At 70.3% G+C, this 15240-nt stretch carries 15 protein-coding genes; 9 read left to right on the plus strand and 6 right to left on the minus strand.

The window, feature by feature from the left end; all coding sequences use genetic code 11:
• Positions 1 to 61 precede the first annotated feature (61 nt).
• Positions 62 to 1369: a class I SAM-dependent methyltransferase gene (locus tag ACZ7LS_RS05530; RefSeq protein ID WP_382668362.1), complete on the minus strand. Its 1308-nt coding sequence runs from the start codon at positions 1367 to 1369 to the stop codon at positions 62 to 64.
• Positions 1370 to 1452: 83 nt separating this feature from the next.
• Here ACZ7LS_RS05530 and ACZ7LS_RS05535 point away from each other — a divergent pair, with 83 nt between their 5' ends.
• The 4 genes from ACZ7LS_RS05535 to groL all read left to right on the plus strand — a co-directional run bounded on the left by ACZ7LS_RS05535 (position 1453) and on the right by groL (position 5168).
• Positions 1453 to 2442 carry a polysaccharide deacetylase family protein gene (locus ACZ7LS_RS05535; protein WP_382520461.1) on the plus strand — a complete coding sequence of 330 codons (990 nt, stop codon included), beginning with the start codon at positions 1453 to 1455 and terminating at the stop codon, positions 2440 to 2442.
• Complete coding sequence (locus tag ACZ7LS_RS05540) at positions 2439 to 2939, plus strand: hypothetical protein (protein WP_385131800.1); 501 nt, start codon at positions 2439 to 2441, stop codon at positions 2937 to 2939. Before ACZ7LS_RS05535 ends, ACZ7LS_RS05540 begins: the two co-directional genes overlap by 4 nt.
• Before the next feature lie 202 nt (positions 2940 to 3141).
• Entirely contained in the window at positions 3142 to 3450 is a 309-nt protein-coding gene (gene groES / locus ACZ7LS_RS05545) for a co-chaperone GroES (protein WP_023539274.1), read from the plus strand.
• Positions 3451 to 3542: 92 nt separating this feature from the next.
• Positions 3543 to 5168, plus strand: coding sequence for a chaperonin GroEL (gene groL, locus ACZ7LS_RS05550; RefSeq protein WP_129770822.1), 1626 nt, complete (start codon positions 3543 to 3545; stop codon positions 5166 to 5168).
• Between the two features lie 132 nt (positions 5169 to 5300).
• On the opposite strand, the gene ACZ7LS_RS05555 is transcribed toward groL, so the two are convergent.
• Both ACZ7LS_RS05555 and ACZ7LS_RS05560 read right to left on the minus strand, forming a co-directional pair.
• Entirely contained in the window at positions 5301 to 6074 is a 774-nt protein-coding gene (locus ACZ7LS_RS05555; protein WP_356515729.1) for an SDR family NAD(P)-dependent oxidoreductase, read from the minus strand.
• Between the two features lie 53 nt (positions 6075 to 6127).
• On the minus strand, positions 6128 to 6823 hold the full coding sequence (locus ACZ7LS_RS05560; RefSeq protein ID WP_385131803.1) for an MOSC domain-containing protein: 696 nt from the start codon (positions 6821 to 6823) through the stop codon (positions 6128 to 6130).
• An 81-nt stretch (positions 6824 to 6904) separates the two neighbouring features.
• Between ACZ7LS_RS05560 and ACZ7LS_RS05565 the strand changes: the two genes are divergently transcribed.
• Positions 6905 to 7795, plus strand: coding sequence for a LysR family transcriptional regulator (locus ACZ7LS_RS05565; protein ID WP_382520468.1), 891 nt, complete (start codon positions 6905 to 6907; stop codon positions 7793 to 7795).
• Between the two features lie 97 nt (positions 7796 to 7892).
• Here ACZ7LS_RS05565 and ACZ7LS_RS05570 read toward each other — a convergent pair whose 3' ends face one another.
• Positions 7893 to 8285 carry a WhiB family transcriptional regulator gene (locus ACZ7LS_RS05570; protein WP_385131806.1) on the minus strand — a complete coding sequence of 131 codons (393 nt, stop codon included), beginning with the start codon at positions 8283 to 8285 and terminating at the stop codon, positions 7893 to 7895.
• A 424-nt stretch (positions 8286 to 8709) separates the two neighbouring features.
• Here ACZ7LS_RS05570 and ACZ7LS_RS05575 point away from each other — a divergent pair, with 424 nt between their 5' ends.
• From ACZ7LS_RS05575 to ACZ7LS_RS05590, 4 genes are all read left to right on the plus strand, one after another.
• The gene (locus tag ACZ7LS_RS05575; protein WP_003948568.1) at positions 8710 to 9321 is read left to right on the plus strand and encodes a response regulator transcription factor; all 612 of its coding nucleotides are present in this window, start codon (positions 8710 to 8712) and stop codon (positions 9319 to 9321) included.
• 252 nt (positions 9322 to 9573) lie between these two features.
• Entirely contained in the window at positions 9574 to 10149 is a 576-nt protein-coding gene (locus ACZ7LS_RS05580) for a sigma-70 family RNA polymerase sigma factor (protein WP_030351487.1), read from the plus strand.
• Positions 10150 to 10348: 199 nt separating this feature from the next.
• Positions 10349 to 11851, plus strand: coding sequence for an IMP dehydrogenase (guaB, locus tag ACZ7LS_RS05585; RefSeq protein WP_382520472.1), 1503 nt, complete (start codon positions 10349 to 10351; stop codon positions 11849 to 11851).
• A gap of 118 nt (positions 11852 to 11969) precedes the next feature.
• Positions 11970 to 13094: a GuaB3 family IMP dehydrogenase-related protein gene (locus tag ACZ7LS_RS05590; protein WP_030351489.1), complete on the plus strand. Its 1125-nt coding sequence runs from the start codon at positions 11970 to 11972 to the stop codon at positions 13092 to 13094.
• A gap of 108 nt (positions 13095 to 13202) precedes the next feature.
• Here the strand turns inward: ACZ7LS_RS05590 and ACZ7LS_RS05595 are convergent, their stop codons facing one another.
• Complete coding sequence (locus tag ACZ7LS_RS05595; protein WP_385131809.1) at positions 13203 to 13697, minus strand: hypothetical protein; 495 nt, start codon at positions 13695 to 13697, stop codon at positions 13203 to 13205.
• Between the two features lie 94 nt (positions 13698 to 13791).
• Positions 13792 to 15054, minus strand: a complete 1263-nt coding sequence (locus tag ACZ7LS_RS05600; protein ID WP_382520719.1) for a nucleotide sugar dehydrogenase — start codon at positions 15052 to 15054, stop codon at positions 13792 to 13794.
• Positions 15055 to 15240 lie beyond the last annotated feature (186 nt).

Genomic DNA, 15240 nt, shown 5'->3' on the forward strand with positions numbered 1-15240 from the left:
ACGGGCCTGAACCGACGGGCCTGCACTGAGCCCGTGGGTACGCCGGGTCTCCACACGGGGCCTATGCGACCGGGTGGCCGATGAGCATCGTCGGGGCGCCCGCGACCCTGGTGAGGAAGACCGTCGTCGCGTGGGGGCCTTTGAGTTTGAGGCGGCGGCGCAACTCCTCGGGCTCCACCGCCGAGCCGCGCTTCTTCACGGTCAGTACGCCGACCTCGCGCTCGCGCAGCAGGGCCTTCAGCTTCTTGAGGCCGAAGGGGAGTTGGTCGGTGATCTCGTAGGCCGTGGCGAACGCGCTCCGGCGCGGTTCGTCGGCCGTGATGTACGCGATCGTCTCGTCGATCAGCCCGCCGTCCAGGTCCTCCGCGACCTCGGCGACCAGATGCGCGCGGATGACGGCGCCGTCCGGCTCGTACAGGAAACGGCCGACCGGCCGGACCGGCGGATCGGGCAGACCGCGCCCGGTGAGGGTGGCGCCGGACGGCAGGAGGGTGGCGCGGCGTGTGCCGGGGACGACGCTCGCCAGTCCGTCGCGCATGCCCCCGCCCCCGCCTCCGTCCACGTTTCCGTTTCCGCGCCCGCCCTCACGTCGGTGCCAGAGCACGGCTTCCTTCACGTCGCCGCCGTCCGAGATCCACTCGGCCTCGAAGTCGTCGGGGATCAGTTCGTGCGGGATGCCGGGCGCGATCTTGACCGCGCCCGCGCCGGCCCGCCGTACCGCGTCGACCGCCCAGGACAGCGGCGGTGAGTAGGCCTCCGGATCGAAGATCCGTCCCCGGCCGCCGCGCCGCGCGGGGTCGATGAAGAGGGCGTCGGCCCCGGTCGTGTCGTACTCCAGGACATCCGCCCTGGTCACGGCCACGGGCGGGTCGTCCGGCGCCAGGGTGCGCACATTGGTGAGGGCGATCTCGCAGGTCAGTGGGTCGAGATCGACCGCGGTCACGGCGAGGCCCGCGCGGGCCAGCTCGATCGCGTCGCCGCCGATGCCGCAGCAGAGGTCCGTGACCCGTGCGTCCGGTGCGAGTGCGCGGAAGCGGGCGGCCCGGTGGGCGGCGACGCTGCCGCGCGTGGCCTGTTCGACGCCGTTCGGCGTGAAGTACATGCGGTACGCGTCCTCCGCGCCGAACTTCGCCACCGCGCGCTGCCGCAGCCGCGCCTGCGCCAGCGCCGCCGACACCAGCTCGGCCGGATGCTCACGGCGCAGCCGCGTGGCGAGGGCGAGCTCCTGAGCCGGGTCGTGGTCGCGCAGTTCGGCGAGCAGGGCCTGTCCCTCGGCGGAGAGAAGGGGCGCGAGGAGCGGCGTGGGAGGAGCCGGTACGGCAGGGGGCGAGGCGGCGGGGGAGGAGGCGCGGTCGGTCACCCGGTCCATTGTGGGCCAGCCGGGGGACGGTACGCGCCGGGGCGGCGGTGTCGGGCGACCGGAGGCTCCGCGCGCTGACAGGATGCGACGCCATGCAGCTAGTACGACAAAAAGAAGAAACGATCATGCAAGCCGCATACCGTGCACCGGGATGCGGACGATGGCGCGGCCGTACGGTCCTGGTCACACTGCTGGTCGCCGCCCTCGGCTCGGGATGCGCCGCCGGATCCGGTGAACCGGTGAAGTCCGCACACGGCGCGTCCGCCGCCGGGAAGCCGGGCCAGGCCGCCGCCGGGGCGCCGCACGAGCTGAAAGCCGCCGAACTGGACGCGCTCTACGCGCCCGAGAACGTACGCCGCACCCAGGCCGCACGCGCGGTCGCGGCGAAGAAGTGGGGGCTCGCGAGCACCCCCCTGCCCGCGCCCCGGCCGCCCGCCGTCAAGCCGGATATCAGCACGCGCGAGGGCTTCGAGGTCGAAGGCGGCGAGGACCTGCCGCCGCTGTTCACCACCGTCCCGGTCGACGGCAAGAAGGTCGTCTTCCTGACGATGGACGACGGCTCGGAGAAGGACCCCGAGCTGCTGCGGATGATGAGCGAGCTGAAGATCCCGTACACCGCTTTCCTCAGCGATTACGTCATCAATGACAACTACGGCTACTTCAGGCAGATGCGGGACCGCGGGGTCGCCATCCAGAATCACACCCTCAACCACCCGTACATGCCCGGTCTGTCGTACGAGGAGCAGAAGCACGAGATCTGCGGCCAGCAGGACCTGCTGGAGAAGAACTACGGGAAGCGGCCCACGCTCTTCCGGCCGCCGTACGGCAACTACAACGCCGACACGCTGCGCGCCGCCAAGGAGTGCGGGATCAAGGCCGCGCCGATCTGGGCGTCCGAGGCGTACCCCGACCACATGGAGTGGCGCGAGTGGGACCGGGACATGCACCCCGGCGACATCATCCTGACCCACTTCCGCGGGCGGGACGAGTGGAAGGGCACCATGCCCGACATGATCCGCCATGTGATGAAGGTCGTCACGGACAAGGGTTACGCCGTCGGCAAGCTGGAGGACTACGTATGAGGCCCGCGCACCGGCTGCTGGCCGGGGTGCTGGCCGCCGGTGCGCTCCTCGCGGCCGGCTGCGCGCAGTCGGCCGACGTGATGGACCCGATGGACCCGATCGAACGGCTCGGCCGCAAGGCGGCGCAGGGGGTGAGCCCGCACCACTCGGACCCGTCCCGGGTGCCCGTGCCGCTGCCGGGTCCTGGCCCGGGATCGATGTCCCCGTCCACGAACCCGTCCACCAACGCGTCCACGGACCCGTCCGTGGACGCGTCTGTGTCGCCGTCCGCGGATCCGTCCATGGACCCGTCCGCGCCGGACGCTCCCGTACGCCCCGTCTGCGGACTGCACGAGATGTCACCCGCGCCCTCGCCCGCACCGCCGCTGGCGCACCCGCTCGCGCCGCCGTCCCCGCTGCTTTCCACGCCCTCGCCGCCCTCGCCACCGCTGCGGCACTGCCCCTCGGTCCTGCCCGGCTCGTACGGAACCCCGGCTCCCGGAGCCGCGTTTCCGTAGGAGGGAAAGATCCGCCACGACCGCGCTCATTGGCACTCCGCTTGACCGAGTGCTAATCGCAGTCATAGTCTCTGGTCTGGCACTCCCCACTGGAGAGTGCCAAAGCGCGACTGGCAGGTCCGGCACCCGCGACGACGGATCTATCTGGTCGCCACCCTCAGACAGTTAACCCCGTGAGATCTCCGAAGGGGGAGGTCGGATCGTGACGACCGCCAGCACCAAGGTTGCCATCAAGCCGCTCGAGGACCGCATTGTGGTCCAGCCGCTCGACGCCGAGCAGACCACGGCCTCTGGCCTGGTTATCCCGGACACCGCCAAGGAGAAGCCCCAGGAGGGCGTCGTCCTGGCCGTGGGCCCGGGCCGATTCGAGAACGGCGAGCGGCTTCCGCTCGACGTCTCCGTCGGCGACGTCGTTCTGTACAGCAAGTACGGCGGCACCGAAGTGAAGTACAGCGGCGAGGAATACCTCGTCCTCTCGGCTCGCGACGTACTCGCGATCATCGAGAAGTAATTCACCTAATTGCTTTTGGACTGCGCCCCTGGCCCCCCTGCGATTGCCGGGCGGACAGGGGCGCAGTTCATTGAGAGGACAGAGAAGCTCCCATGGCGAAGATCCTGAAGTTCGACGAGGACGCCCGTCGCGCCCTTGAGCGCGGCGTCAACAAGCTTGCCGACACGGTGAAGGTGACGATCGGCCCCAAGGGCCGCAATGTCGTCATCGACAAGAAGTTCGGCGCCCCGACCATCACCAACGACGGTGTCACGATCGCCCGCGAGGTCGAGATCGACGACCCGTACGAGAACCTCGGCGCCCAGCTGGTGAAGGAGGTGGCGACCAAGACCAACGACATCGCGGGTGACGGCACCACCACCGCCACCGTGCTGGCCCAGGCGCTGGTCCGCGAGGGCCTGCGCAACGTCGCCGCGGGCGCTTCCCCGGCCGCCCTGAAGAAGGGCATCGACGCCGCGGTCAAGGCCGTGTCCGAGGAGCTCCTCGCGACCGCCCGCCCGATCGACGACAAGTCCGACATCGCCGCCGTCGCCGCGCTCTCCGCCCAGGACGAGCAGGTCGGCGAGCTGATCGCCGAGGCGATGGACAAGGTCGGCAAGGACGGTGTCATCACCGTCGAGGAGTCCAACACCTTCGGTCTTGAGCTGGACTTCACCGAGGGCATGGCCTTCGACAAGGGCTACCTGTCCCCGTACATGGTGACCGACCAGGAGCGTATGGAGGCCGTCCTCGACGACCCGTACATCCTCGTCCACCAGGGCAAGATCGCCAGCATCCAGGACCTGCTGCCGCTGCTGGAGAAGGTCATCCAGGCGGGTGGCTCCAAGCCGCTGCTGATCATCGCCGAGGATGTCGAGGGCGAGGCGCTCTCCACCCTCGTCGTCAACAAGATCCGCGGCACGTTCAACGCCGTCGCGGTGAAGGCCCCCGGCTTCGGTGACCGCCGCAAGGCCATGCTCGGCGACATCGCCACCCTCACCGGTGCGACCGTCATCGCCGAGGAGGTCGGCCTCAAGCTCGACCAGGCCGGTCTGGACGTGCTGGGCTCCGCCCGCCGCGTCACCATCTCCAAGGACGACACGACCATCGTCGACGGTGGCGGCAACTCCGCCGACGTCGCCGGGCGCGTCAACCAGATCAAGGCCGAGATCGAGTCCACGGACTCCGACTGGGACCGCGAGAAGCTCCAGGAGCGCCTCGCGAAGCTGGCCGGCGGCGTGTGCGTGATCAAGGTCGGCGCCGCCACCGAGGTGGAGCTGAAGGAGAAGAAGCACCGTCTGGAGGACGCCATCTCCGCGACCCGCGCCGCGGTCGAGGAGGGCATCGTCTCCGGTGGTGGCTCCGCTCTGGTGCACGCCGCCAAGGTGCTCGACGGCAACCTCGGCAAGGAGGGCGACGAGGCCACCGGTGTCGCGGTCGTCCGCCGCGCCGTGGTCGAGCCGCTGCGCTGGATCGCCGAGAACGCCGGCCTTGAGGGCTACGTCATCACCTCCAAGGTGTCGGAGCTGGACAAGGGTCACGGCTTCAACGCCGCGACCGGCGAGTACGTCGACCTGGTGAAGGCCGGCGTCATCGACCCGGTCAAGGTCACGCGCTCCGCCCTGGAGAACGCCGCGTCCATCGCCTCGCTGCTGCTCACGACCGAGACCCTGGTCGTCGAGAAGCCGGCCGAGGAAGAGGCCGACGCGGGCCACGGCGGCCACGGCCACAGCCACTGACCGAGGTGCAGGCGTCCTGCCGGACGAACGCACCGAGGCCCGGTACCCCTCCGCGGGGTGCCGGGCCTCGGCGCGTTCCGCGCGTTCCGCCGGTGTGGGCCGGCGGTGCGAGCCGGTGGGGACCGCCGGCGGCTACGACGGGCCGTACTTGCGGCCCGTCTTCGAGCTGATCCCGCCCAGCAGCCCGCGCGGGGCCAGCTTCACCGCTCCCATCAGCGCCTTGTAGCGCGGATCCGGTACGGACACGGTCTTGCCGCGCGCCAGGTCCGCCAGCGCGGCGGCCACCAGCTTGTCCGCGTCCAGCCACATCCAGCCCGGGATGTTGTCCGTGCCCATCCCGGCCCGCTCATGGAATTCGGTCCGTACGAAACCGGGGCACAGCGCCATCAACCGTACCCCCGTCCCGGCCAGATCCCGCGCCGCGCCCTGGGTGAACTGCACGACCCAGGCCTTCGAGGCGCCGTACGTCCCGCGCGGTACGAACGCCGCCACGGACGCGACATTGACCACTCCGCCCCGGCCGCGCGCCTTCATCCCCGGGACCGCCGCCGAGGTCAGCCGCAGCACCGCCTCGCAGTGCACCTTCAGCATGGTCAGCTCGTCGGCCATCGAGACGTCGAGGAACCGTCCCTTGTTGCCGAACCCCGCGTTGTTGACCAGCAGATCGACCGGCTGCTTCCGGTCCGAGAGCCTTCTCTCCACCGAGGCGATCCCGTCGTCGGTGGAGAGGTCCGCGGTCAGCACCTCGGCCTCGATGCCGTGCCGGTCGTGCAGTTCGGTGGCCTGGACCCGCAATCGCTCGGTGTCACGGGCCACGAGGACGAGATTGTGGCCGTCCGCGGCCAGCCGCCGAGCGAAGGCGGCGCCGATCCCCGCTGTCGCGCCGGTAATCAAAGCAGTCGTCATAGGCAGGCACGTTAGTGCCTGCGCGGGCGGACCCGGCGATGCCCGGGAAAGGGCTACTTCGCGGCGTTCCCCGCCGTATCCCCCGCGCCGTACTTCTCGACGTACTCCCGCGCCGTCCTCAACTCCCCCGCGTGCAGGGCGTCCCCGGCCGCGAGGACCCGCGGCAGCAGCGCACGCTCGGTGGTGGCGGCGCGGAAGGCCAGGGACACCGTCACGTCATGGTCCGGCCGGTGGACGATCTCGATCGGATCGCCCGCGCGGATCTCGCCGGGGGTGACGACCCGTAGATACGCGCCGGTCACGGCCTGCCCGGTGAACCGCCGCACCCAGCCCTTCTCGCCGAGCCAGCCCTGGAACGTACGGCACGGAATCCGCCCGCTCGTCGTCTCCAGCACCACTTCGGCGCCGATCCGCCAGCGCTCGCCGATCCTGGCGCCCATGACGTCCAGACCGGACGTGGTGAGGTTCTCCCCGAAGGCGCCGTTGGCCAGCGGCCGCCCCAATTCCCGCTCCCAGAAGTCCAGATCCTCCCGCGCGAACGCGTACACCGCCTGGTCGGTGCCGCCGTGATGGCGCAGATCGCAGACCGTGTCACCGGCGACCCCGCTCGCGCCCTCGCCCCTGGGCCCGGGATCCGCCACCCGTACGGCACCGTCCGTCGGACGCTTGTCGATGCCGGTGACCCCGCCCGGACTGTCCGTGTACTCCACGGCCGTCGGCCGCCCCACATTTACGGTCAGAAGCTTCATACGCGCCACGTTATCCGCCTCAATCTCAAACGATCCACCCGTTATTGAGCAATACCCCAAAGCGTCGCTTATAGTCGAAGGGTGATCGAAGCCCGTCATCTCCGTGTCCTGCGCACCGTGGCCGCCACGGGCTCCTTCTCCGCGGCGGCGCGCGAGCTGGGCTGTACGCAGCCGGCCGTCAGCCAGCAGATGAAGGCGCTCGAATCTTCCGCGGGCACCCCCCTGATCGTGCGTACGGGCCGCGAGATGCGGTTGACGCAGGCCGGCGAGGCGCTCGTACGGCACGCGACGGGCATCCTCGCCGGGCTCACCGCGGCGGAGGAGGAGATCGCGGCCATCGCCGGGCTGCGGGCCGGCCGGGTCAGGCTGGTGTCCTTCCCCAGCGGCAGTTCCACGCTGGTGCCGACCGCCCTGGCCGCCCTGCGCGCGGCCCATCCGGGCACGCGGGTCTCGCTGGTCGAGGCCGAGCCGCCGAGTTCGGCGGCGATGCTGCGGGACGGCGAGTGCGATATCGCGCTGGCGTTCCGGTACGGCGGCTCCGGCGCCGAGTGGGACGACCTCGCCGTGCGTCCGCTCCTCGTCGACCGGCTCGTCGGTCTGGTCCCCGAGGGCCACCGGCTCGCGGACGCGGGTGCGGTCGCGATCGCCGAACTGGCCGCGGAATCCTGGATCGCGGGCTGCCCGCGCTGCCGTACACAACTGGTCGACGCCTGCGAGGCGGCGGGATTCACGCCCCGGATCGACTTCGCGACGGATGACTATCCGGCCGTGATCGGCCTGGTCGCGGCGGGGCTGGGGGTGGCGGTGCTGCCGGAGCTGGCGATGGAGTCCGTACGCACCGAGGGCGTCCGCGTGCTCGCGGTCGAGCCGTGTGTCCACCGGGAGATCGTCGCGCTGACTCTGCCCGATCTGGCGCGGGTCCCGGCCGTGGCTGCGACGCTGGATCAGCTGGTCCTGGCCGGCGCGCGGTGACGGGGCACGCGGGCGGGACGCGGGATGTGCGGTGTGGCGTTACGGGTGTGGCGCTGTTGCCTGAAGGAACGTTTCTTCGCTGAGGGGCGGAGGTCGCTCAGCCGCTCTCGTGGCCCCCGTGGCCCCCGTGGCTGTGGCTGTGGTTGCCGTGTCCGTGACTGTGGCCGGCGCCGGTGCCGCCGTGACCCGAGGTCGACGCCGTGATGAGCCGGGTCCGCGCCCGCCCCATCAGTTCCTCGCGTTCGTCCTCCGTCAGGCCGCCCCACACGCCGTACGGCTCCCGTACCGCCAACGCGTGTGCCGCGCACTCCGCGCGGACCGGGCACCTCATGCACACCTCTTTCGCCGAGTTCTCACGCGCGCTTCGTGCCGCGCCTCTTTCCCCTTCCGGGTGGAAGAAGAGGGAACTGTCGACACCCCGACATGCCGCGAGGAGCTGCCAGTCCCACAGGTCTGCGTTCGGTCCGGGAAGGCGGGAGAAATCTGCCATTGCTCATGTCCCCTTGAAACCGTGCTGAGGCGGATACGGGCCGCTTGGACGCCGGGTACGAGCCCGGCGCGTACTCACACCGGTGCTCACGACCGTACATCTACTATGTAAGTAGATGTAAATATGACTCATTGCGAATCTAGCCACAGACACCAGTAAAAGTGAAGAAAAGCCGCTAAATGGGGCATACCTCCGATTGGGTACCGGTCAACCCCTGACGCTCTGCTCTGTGTCCGACCCCTCACAGGGAGTGTCGAAGAGGGTCCTCGGACCCGTAACTCTTTCGAGTGACCGTCGTTGAATGTGCGAGGCGGTTGAGAGAATGAGCGCTCGGGCGCATGTCCGAGAGCGCCAACCGCACAGGTGACGATATGTACCCAGCCTGGAGGCTCAAGGTGACGCGCATCAGCTGCGGAGGACGGTCATGACATCCGTCCTCGTCTGCGACGACTCCCCGCTTGCCCGAGAGGCGCTCCGCCGCGCGGTCGCGACCGTGCCCGGTGTCGAGCGCGTGACGACCGCGGCCAACGGCGAGGAAGTCCTCCGCCGCTGGGGTGCCGACCGGTCCGATCTGATTCTGATGGATGTACGCATGCCGGGGCTGGGCGGTGTCGAGACCGTCCGCAGGCTGCTCTCGGCCGACCCCGGCGCCCGGATCATCATGCTCACGGTCGCCGAGGACCTGGACGGAGTCGCGCTCGCGGTCGCCGCCGGTGCCCGCGGCTATCTCCACAAGGACGCCTCGCGCGCCGAACTGCGCGCGACCGTCACCCAGGCGCTCGCCGACCCGACCTGGCGGCTCGCGCCGCGCCGGCTCCGCTCGGCCGAGATGGGCGCCGCGCCCACGCTCACCGCGCGCGAGATCCAGGTGCTCGAAGGCATGAGCCATGGCCGGTCGAACGCGGAGATCGGCCGTGAGCTGTTCCTCTCCGAGGACACGGTCAAGACGCACGCCCGGCGGCTCTTCAAGAAGCTCGGCGCCTCGGACCGCGCGCACGCGGTGGCGCTCGGCTTCCGCTGGGGCCTCGTCCGCTGACACGCCTCAGCGCTCCGCCCGCCGGCCGGCTCTGTCACCCCAGGGCCCGGCGGGCGGAGCAACGTACGCGCGTACACACCCGTTTCCCGCGCGATGCCGCATCCTTGAGATGTGGAGTTCCTCGGGGACGAGTCGGACGAGCGCGAGGGGAGAGCGCCGGAAATGAGTTCTGCCGCACCCGCTCATAACGCTTCGGTGCACAACTATGGACGCGGTGCCACCGATCAGCAGCCGCCAAGGCACCATGGACCGATGCGCGATGACGAGACCACGGTGATTGGTGCGCTCGTTCACCGTGCCGTCGACGGCGACGAACAGGCCACGCACGATCTGCTGGCCCGGGTCCATCCGCTCGCGCTGCGCTACTGCCGTACGCGGCTGAACCGGCTGCCCGGGGACGCGCGGCACTTCGTGGAGGATCTCGCGCAGGAAGTCTGTGTCGCGGTCCTCATGGCGCTGCCGCGCTACCGCGACACCGGCCGGCCCTTCGAGGCGTTCGTCTTCGCCATCGCGGGGCACAAGGTCGCCGATCTCCAGCGGGCCGCCATGCGGCACCCGGGATCCACGGCCGTACCGTCCGACGAGATGCCCGAGCGGCCGGACGATTCCCTGGGGCCCGAGGAGCGCGCGCTGCTCAGCAGTGACGCGGAGTGGGCCAAGAAACTGCTCGCCAATCTGCCGGAGAACCAGCGCGAGCTGCTGGTGCTGCGGGTCGCCGTCGGGCTGACCGCCGAGGAGACCGGGCAGATGCTCGGGATGTCGCCGGGCGCCGTACGGGTCGCCCAGCACCGCGCGCTCAGCAGGCTGCGGGCGCTCGCCGAGCAGTGAGCCGGGGTGGTCGTACGGGTGCTTTCCCGTCCGGGGACCGCCCCGGGACCGGCCCCGCCGCCGTCGTGTGCGGCATCCGGAGTCATCCAAACGTATGAACATACGAAGCCGATCGGTGATCTCGATCGTGGAATGAGCGGCCCGCGAAGCCCGTTAGCATGGACATCCGCACCGATCAAGGCCATTTGGGGAAGGTGTCATGACTGCAAACGTCGACGGAGTGCCCGAGAAATTCGCGACGCTCGGGCTGACATACGACGACGTGCTGCTGCTTCCGGGGGCCTCGGAAGTGCTGCCGAACCAGGTGGACACCGCCTCTCTGGTCTCGCGGAACGTCAAGGTGAACATCCCGCTGCTGTCCGCGGCGATGGACAAGGTCACCGAGGCCCGGATGGCGATCGCCATGGCGCGGCAGGGCGGCGTCGGTGTGCTGCACCGCAATCTCTCCATCGCGGACCAGGCCAACCAGGTCGATCTGGTGAAGCGCTCCGAGTCCGGCATGGTCACCGACCCGATCACGGTCCACCCCGACGCGACGCTCGCCGAGGCCGACCAGCTCTGCGCCAAGTTCCGGATCAGCGGCGTCCCGGTCACCGACCGCGCGGGCAAGCTGCTCGGCATCGTCACCAACCGGGACATGGCCTTCGAGGCGGACCGTACGCGCCAGGTGCGCGAGGTGATGACCCCGATGCCGCTGGTCACCGGCAAGGTCGGCATCTCCGGTGTGGACGCGATGGAGCTGCTGCGCCGTCACAAGATCGAGAAGCTTCCGCTGGTCGACGACGCGGGCATCCTCAAGGGCCTGATCACCGTCAAGGACTTCGTCAAGGCGGAGAAGTACCCGCACGCGGCCAAGGACGCGGAGGGCCGGCTGCTGGTCGGCGCCGCCGTGGGGGCCAGCCCGGAGGCGCTGGAGCGGGCCCAGGCGCTGGTCGCGGCGGGCGTGGACTTCCTCGTCGTGGACACCTCGCACGGCCACAACAGCAACGCCCTCAGCTGGATGTCCAAGATCAAGTCGAGTGTCGCGGTGGACATCATCGGCGGCAATGTCGCCACCCGTGACGGTGCCCAGGCGCTGATCGACGCGGGCGTGGACGGCGTCAAGGTCGGTGTGGGGCCCGGCTCGATCTGCACCACCCGCGTGGTCGCCGGTATCGGGGTCCCGCAGGTCACGGCGATCTACGAGGCGGCGGTGGCCTGTCAGGCGGCCGGTATCCCGGTGATCGGCGACGGCGGCCTCCAGTACTCCGGCGACATCGGCAAGGCGCTCGCCGCCGGAGCCAGCACGGTCATGCTGGGCAGCCTGCTCGCGGGGTGCGAGGAGTCGCCCGGCGAGCTTCAGTTCATCAACGGCAAGCAGTTCAAGTCGTACCGGGGCATGGGGTCGCTGGGCGCGATGCAGTCGCGCGGCCAGGGGCGTTCGTTCTCCAAGGACCGCTACTTCCAGGCCGAGGTGTCCTCGGACGACAAGCTGGTGCCCGAGGGCATCGAGGGCCAGGTCCCCTTCCGCGGTCCGCTCGCCGCCGTACTGCACCAGCTGGTCGGCGGGCTGCGCCAGACCATGGGGTACGTGGGCGCCGCCTCCATCGACGAGATGGAGCGCAAGGGCCGGTTCGTACGGATCACGTCCGCGGGCCTCAAGGAGAGCCACCCGCACGACATCCAGATGACCGTCGAGGCACCGAACTACACCGCGAACTGAGCCGCACCGCGTACCGAACGAGCGCTTCCGTGAGGGGCGGCCCCGGAATCCGGGACCGCCCCTCACGGGTGCGTCGGGGATACTGGACGGGCAGACGTAGAGGGAAAGGCCACACATCGTGACTGAGATCGAGATCGGGCGCGGCAAGCGCGGCCGCAGGGCGTACGCCTTCGACGACATCGCCGTCGTCCCCAGCCGGCGCACCCGGGACCCGAAGGAGGTCTCGATCGCCTGGCAGATCGACGCCTACCGGTTCGAGCTGCCGTTCCTGGCCGCCCCCATGGACTCCGTCGTCTCCCCGCGGACCGCGATCCGGATCGGCGAGATGGGTGGTCTGGGGGTGCTCAACCTGGAGGGCCTGTGGACCCGGTACGAGGACCCGGAGCCGCTGCTCGACGAGATCGCCGGCCTTGAGGAGGCGACCGCCAACCGCAGGCTCCAGGAGATCTACGCCGAGCCGATCAAGGAAGAGCTGATCGGGCAGCGCATCAAGGAGGTGCGGGACTCGGGCGTGGTCACGGCGGCCGCGCTCTCGCCGCAGCGCACCGCCCAGTTCTCCAAGGCCGTGGTGGACGCCGGGGTCGACATCTTCGTCATCCGGGGTACGACGGTCTCCGCCGAGCATGTGTCGGGGGCCGCGGAGCCGCTGAACCTGAAGCAGTTCATCTACGAGCTGGACGTGCCGGTCATCGTCGGCGGCTGCGCCACGTACACCGCGGCGCTGCATCTGATGCGTACGGGCGCGGCGGGTGTGCTCGTCGGCTTCGGCGGCGGCGCCGCGCACACCACCCGCAATGTGCTGGGCATCCAGGTTCCGATGGCGACCGCCGTCGCGGATGTGGCGGCGGCCCGCCGGGACTACATGGACGAGTCCGGCGGCCGGTACGTGCATGTCATCGCGGACGGCGGGGTCGGCTGGTCGGGCGATCTGCCCAAGGCGATCGCGTGCGGCGCGGACTCGGTGATGATCGGCTCGCCGCTGGCGCGGGCGACGGACGCGCCGGGCAAGGGGCGCCACTGGGGCATGGAGGCGGTCCACGAGGACGTGCCGCGCGGCAAGCTGGTGGATCTGGGCATCGTCGGGACGACGGAGGAGGTCCTCACCGGCCCCTCGCACATCCCGGACGGGTCGATGAACTTCTTCGGCGCGCTGCGGCGGGCCATGGCGACGACGGGCTACAGCGAGCTGAAGGAGTTCCAGCGCGTCGAGGTGACGGTGGCGGACTCGCAGCACCGCCGCTGAGGAGCGCCGGGCGCGTGAAGCACGGTCGCCCCGGGCCGCGTCGCGCGGTCCGGGGCGTCCAGGCCCTGTCCTGTGCCGTGCCGTGACGGGCCGTCGTACGCGGCGGCCTTACGCGGCGGCCTTCTTGGCGCCCGAGAAGGCCGCGAAGGCGGCGAGCGCGAAGAACAGGAACGTCATGACGTCCTTGCCCTCGTTCCACGCCTCGGTCAGCAGACCGAAGTTGTCGAGGAAGACGTCCGTCGTGGACACGTTCAGTTCCTTGGCGACGATGATCGCGATGCCGAGGAGCTGGCCCAGGTAGACCGCGCCCAGGGACAAGGCGGCGCCGACGACCGGCAGCACGGGGTTGGACCCGCCGACCTTGCCCGCGGCGAACCCGGTCAGGAAGCCGACACCGATGGCGGCGAAGCCGATCTCGCGCTCGATGGCCCCGGCGATCCCGCCGTAGACCCCGCCGGCGACGAGTGCGGCGACCAGGGCCGCCACCAGACCGAGCGCGAGGCTGTCGCGCGCGGGCGCGGGCGGCGGGGGCGGGGTGTACGGGCCGGGCGGGACGGCGCCGCCGGCGAAAGGGTTGCCGGGTGGCGGAACGGACTGACTCATGCTGCTGATCCCCCCAGGGAAAAGTGTCGTGCGCATGACCTGCGCTCGATGGCCCTGGACAGTAGCAGTCAGGTCGGACATTCCCGTACCGGTTTCACAGGCGGTACGCGGCGCCCGCCGGGCTCGCGCCCCGGGTGTCCAGCAGCAACTGCGCCTTGACCGCCAGACCTTGCAGATCGTAGGTGCGGTGGCTCTGGAGCAGCACGGTCAGGTCCGCGTCGGCCGCGGCCTCGTACAGCGAGTCCGCGCGCGGCACGGGGCGTTCGCGTACGCGCCAGTCCGGGACGTACGGGTCGTGGTAGCTGACGACGGCGCCCAGATCCATCAGCCGGCAGGCGATCTCGGTGGCCGGTGAGCTCTCCTGGTCGGCGAGGTCGGGCTTGTAGGTGACACCGAGGAGCAGGACGCGGGCGCCGCGGGCGGACTTGCCGTGCTCGTTGAGGAGGGTGGCGCTGCGCTGGATGACGTACTGCGGCATCCGGGAGTTGATCTCCTGGGCGAGGCCGACCATCCGCAGCGGATGGCCCGGGGTGCGCCCCGCGTGCGGCAGATAGCTGGGGTCCATCGGTACGCCGTGGCCGCCGACGCCGGGTCCGGGCCGGAAGGCCTGGAAGCCGAAGGGCTTGGTCTCGGCGCAGCGGATGACGTCCCAGAGGTCGACGCCGAGGTCGTGGCAGAGCACGGCCATCTCGTTGGCCAGCGCGATGTTGACGTGCCGGAAGTTGGTTTCGAGGAGTTTGACGGTCTCGGCCTCGCGCGGGCCGCGCGCCCGGACGACCTTGTCGGTGAGGCGGCTGTAGAAGGCCGCCGCCGATTCGGTGCAGGCGGGGGTGAGACCGCCGATCACCTTGGGGGTGTTGGCGAAGCCGTGGGTGCGGTTGCCGGGGTCGAGCCGGCCGGGGGAGTACGCGAGGTGGAAGTCGCGTCCGGCGCGCAGTCCTGAGCCCTCTTCCAGGACGGTGCGGAGGAAGCCCTCGGTGGTGCCGGGCGCGACGGGTGATTCCAGCAGCACGGTGGTGTGCGGGCGCAGCCGGGCGGCCAGCGCGCGGGCCGCGTCGCCGATCGCGGTCAGATCGGGGGTGCGGTCGGCGCCGAGCGGGGAGGGCGCGCAGATCACGGCGGTGCGGACCCGGCCGAGATCGGTCGGGTTGGTGGTCGGCCGGAAGCCCCCCGAGAGCATCCGGCGCACGTCCGAGGCGGTGAGCGGTCCGTCGACCGGGGAGTGGCCGGCGGCCAGCTCCGCGACGGGCCGTGGGTCGGTGTCGTAGCCGATGGTGTCGATACCGGCGGCCACGGCGGTCTGGGCGAGGGGCAGGCCGAGATGGCCGAGTCCGATGACGGCGAGATCTGCGGGCACGGCGATGACCGCCCTTCCCATAGCCGGAGTGGACAGAGAGCGCAAGCCCTGTGGACAGAATGAGCATGCGCAATGTCAGACTAGGCGTAAATATGACCGTTATGTGGCATGGCGTGGCCGGGGAAGTCCGTTTCGCGTGGGGGATGACGTCATTCGTCGACAGCTGTGTGACGGGTGTTATCCACA

The organism is Streptomyces sp. NPDC039430 (assembly GCF_055639435.1).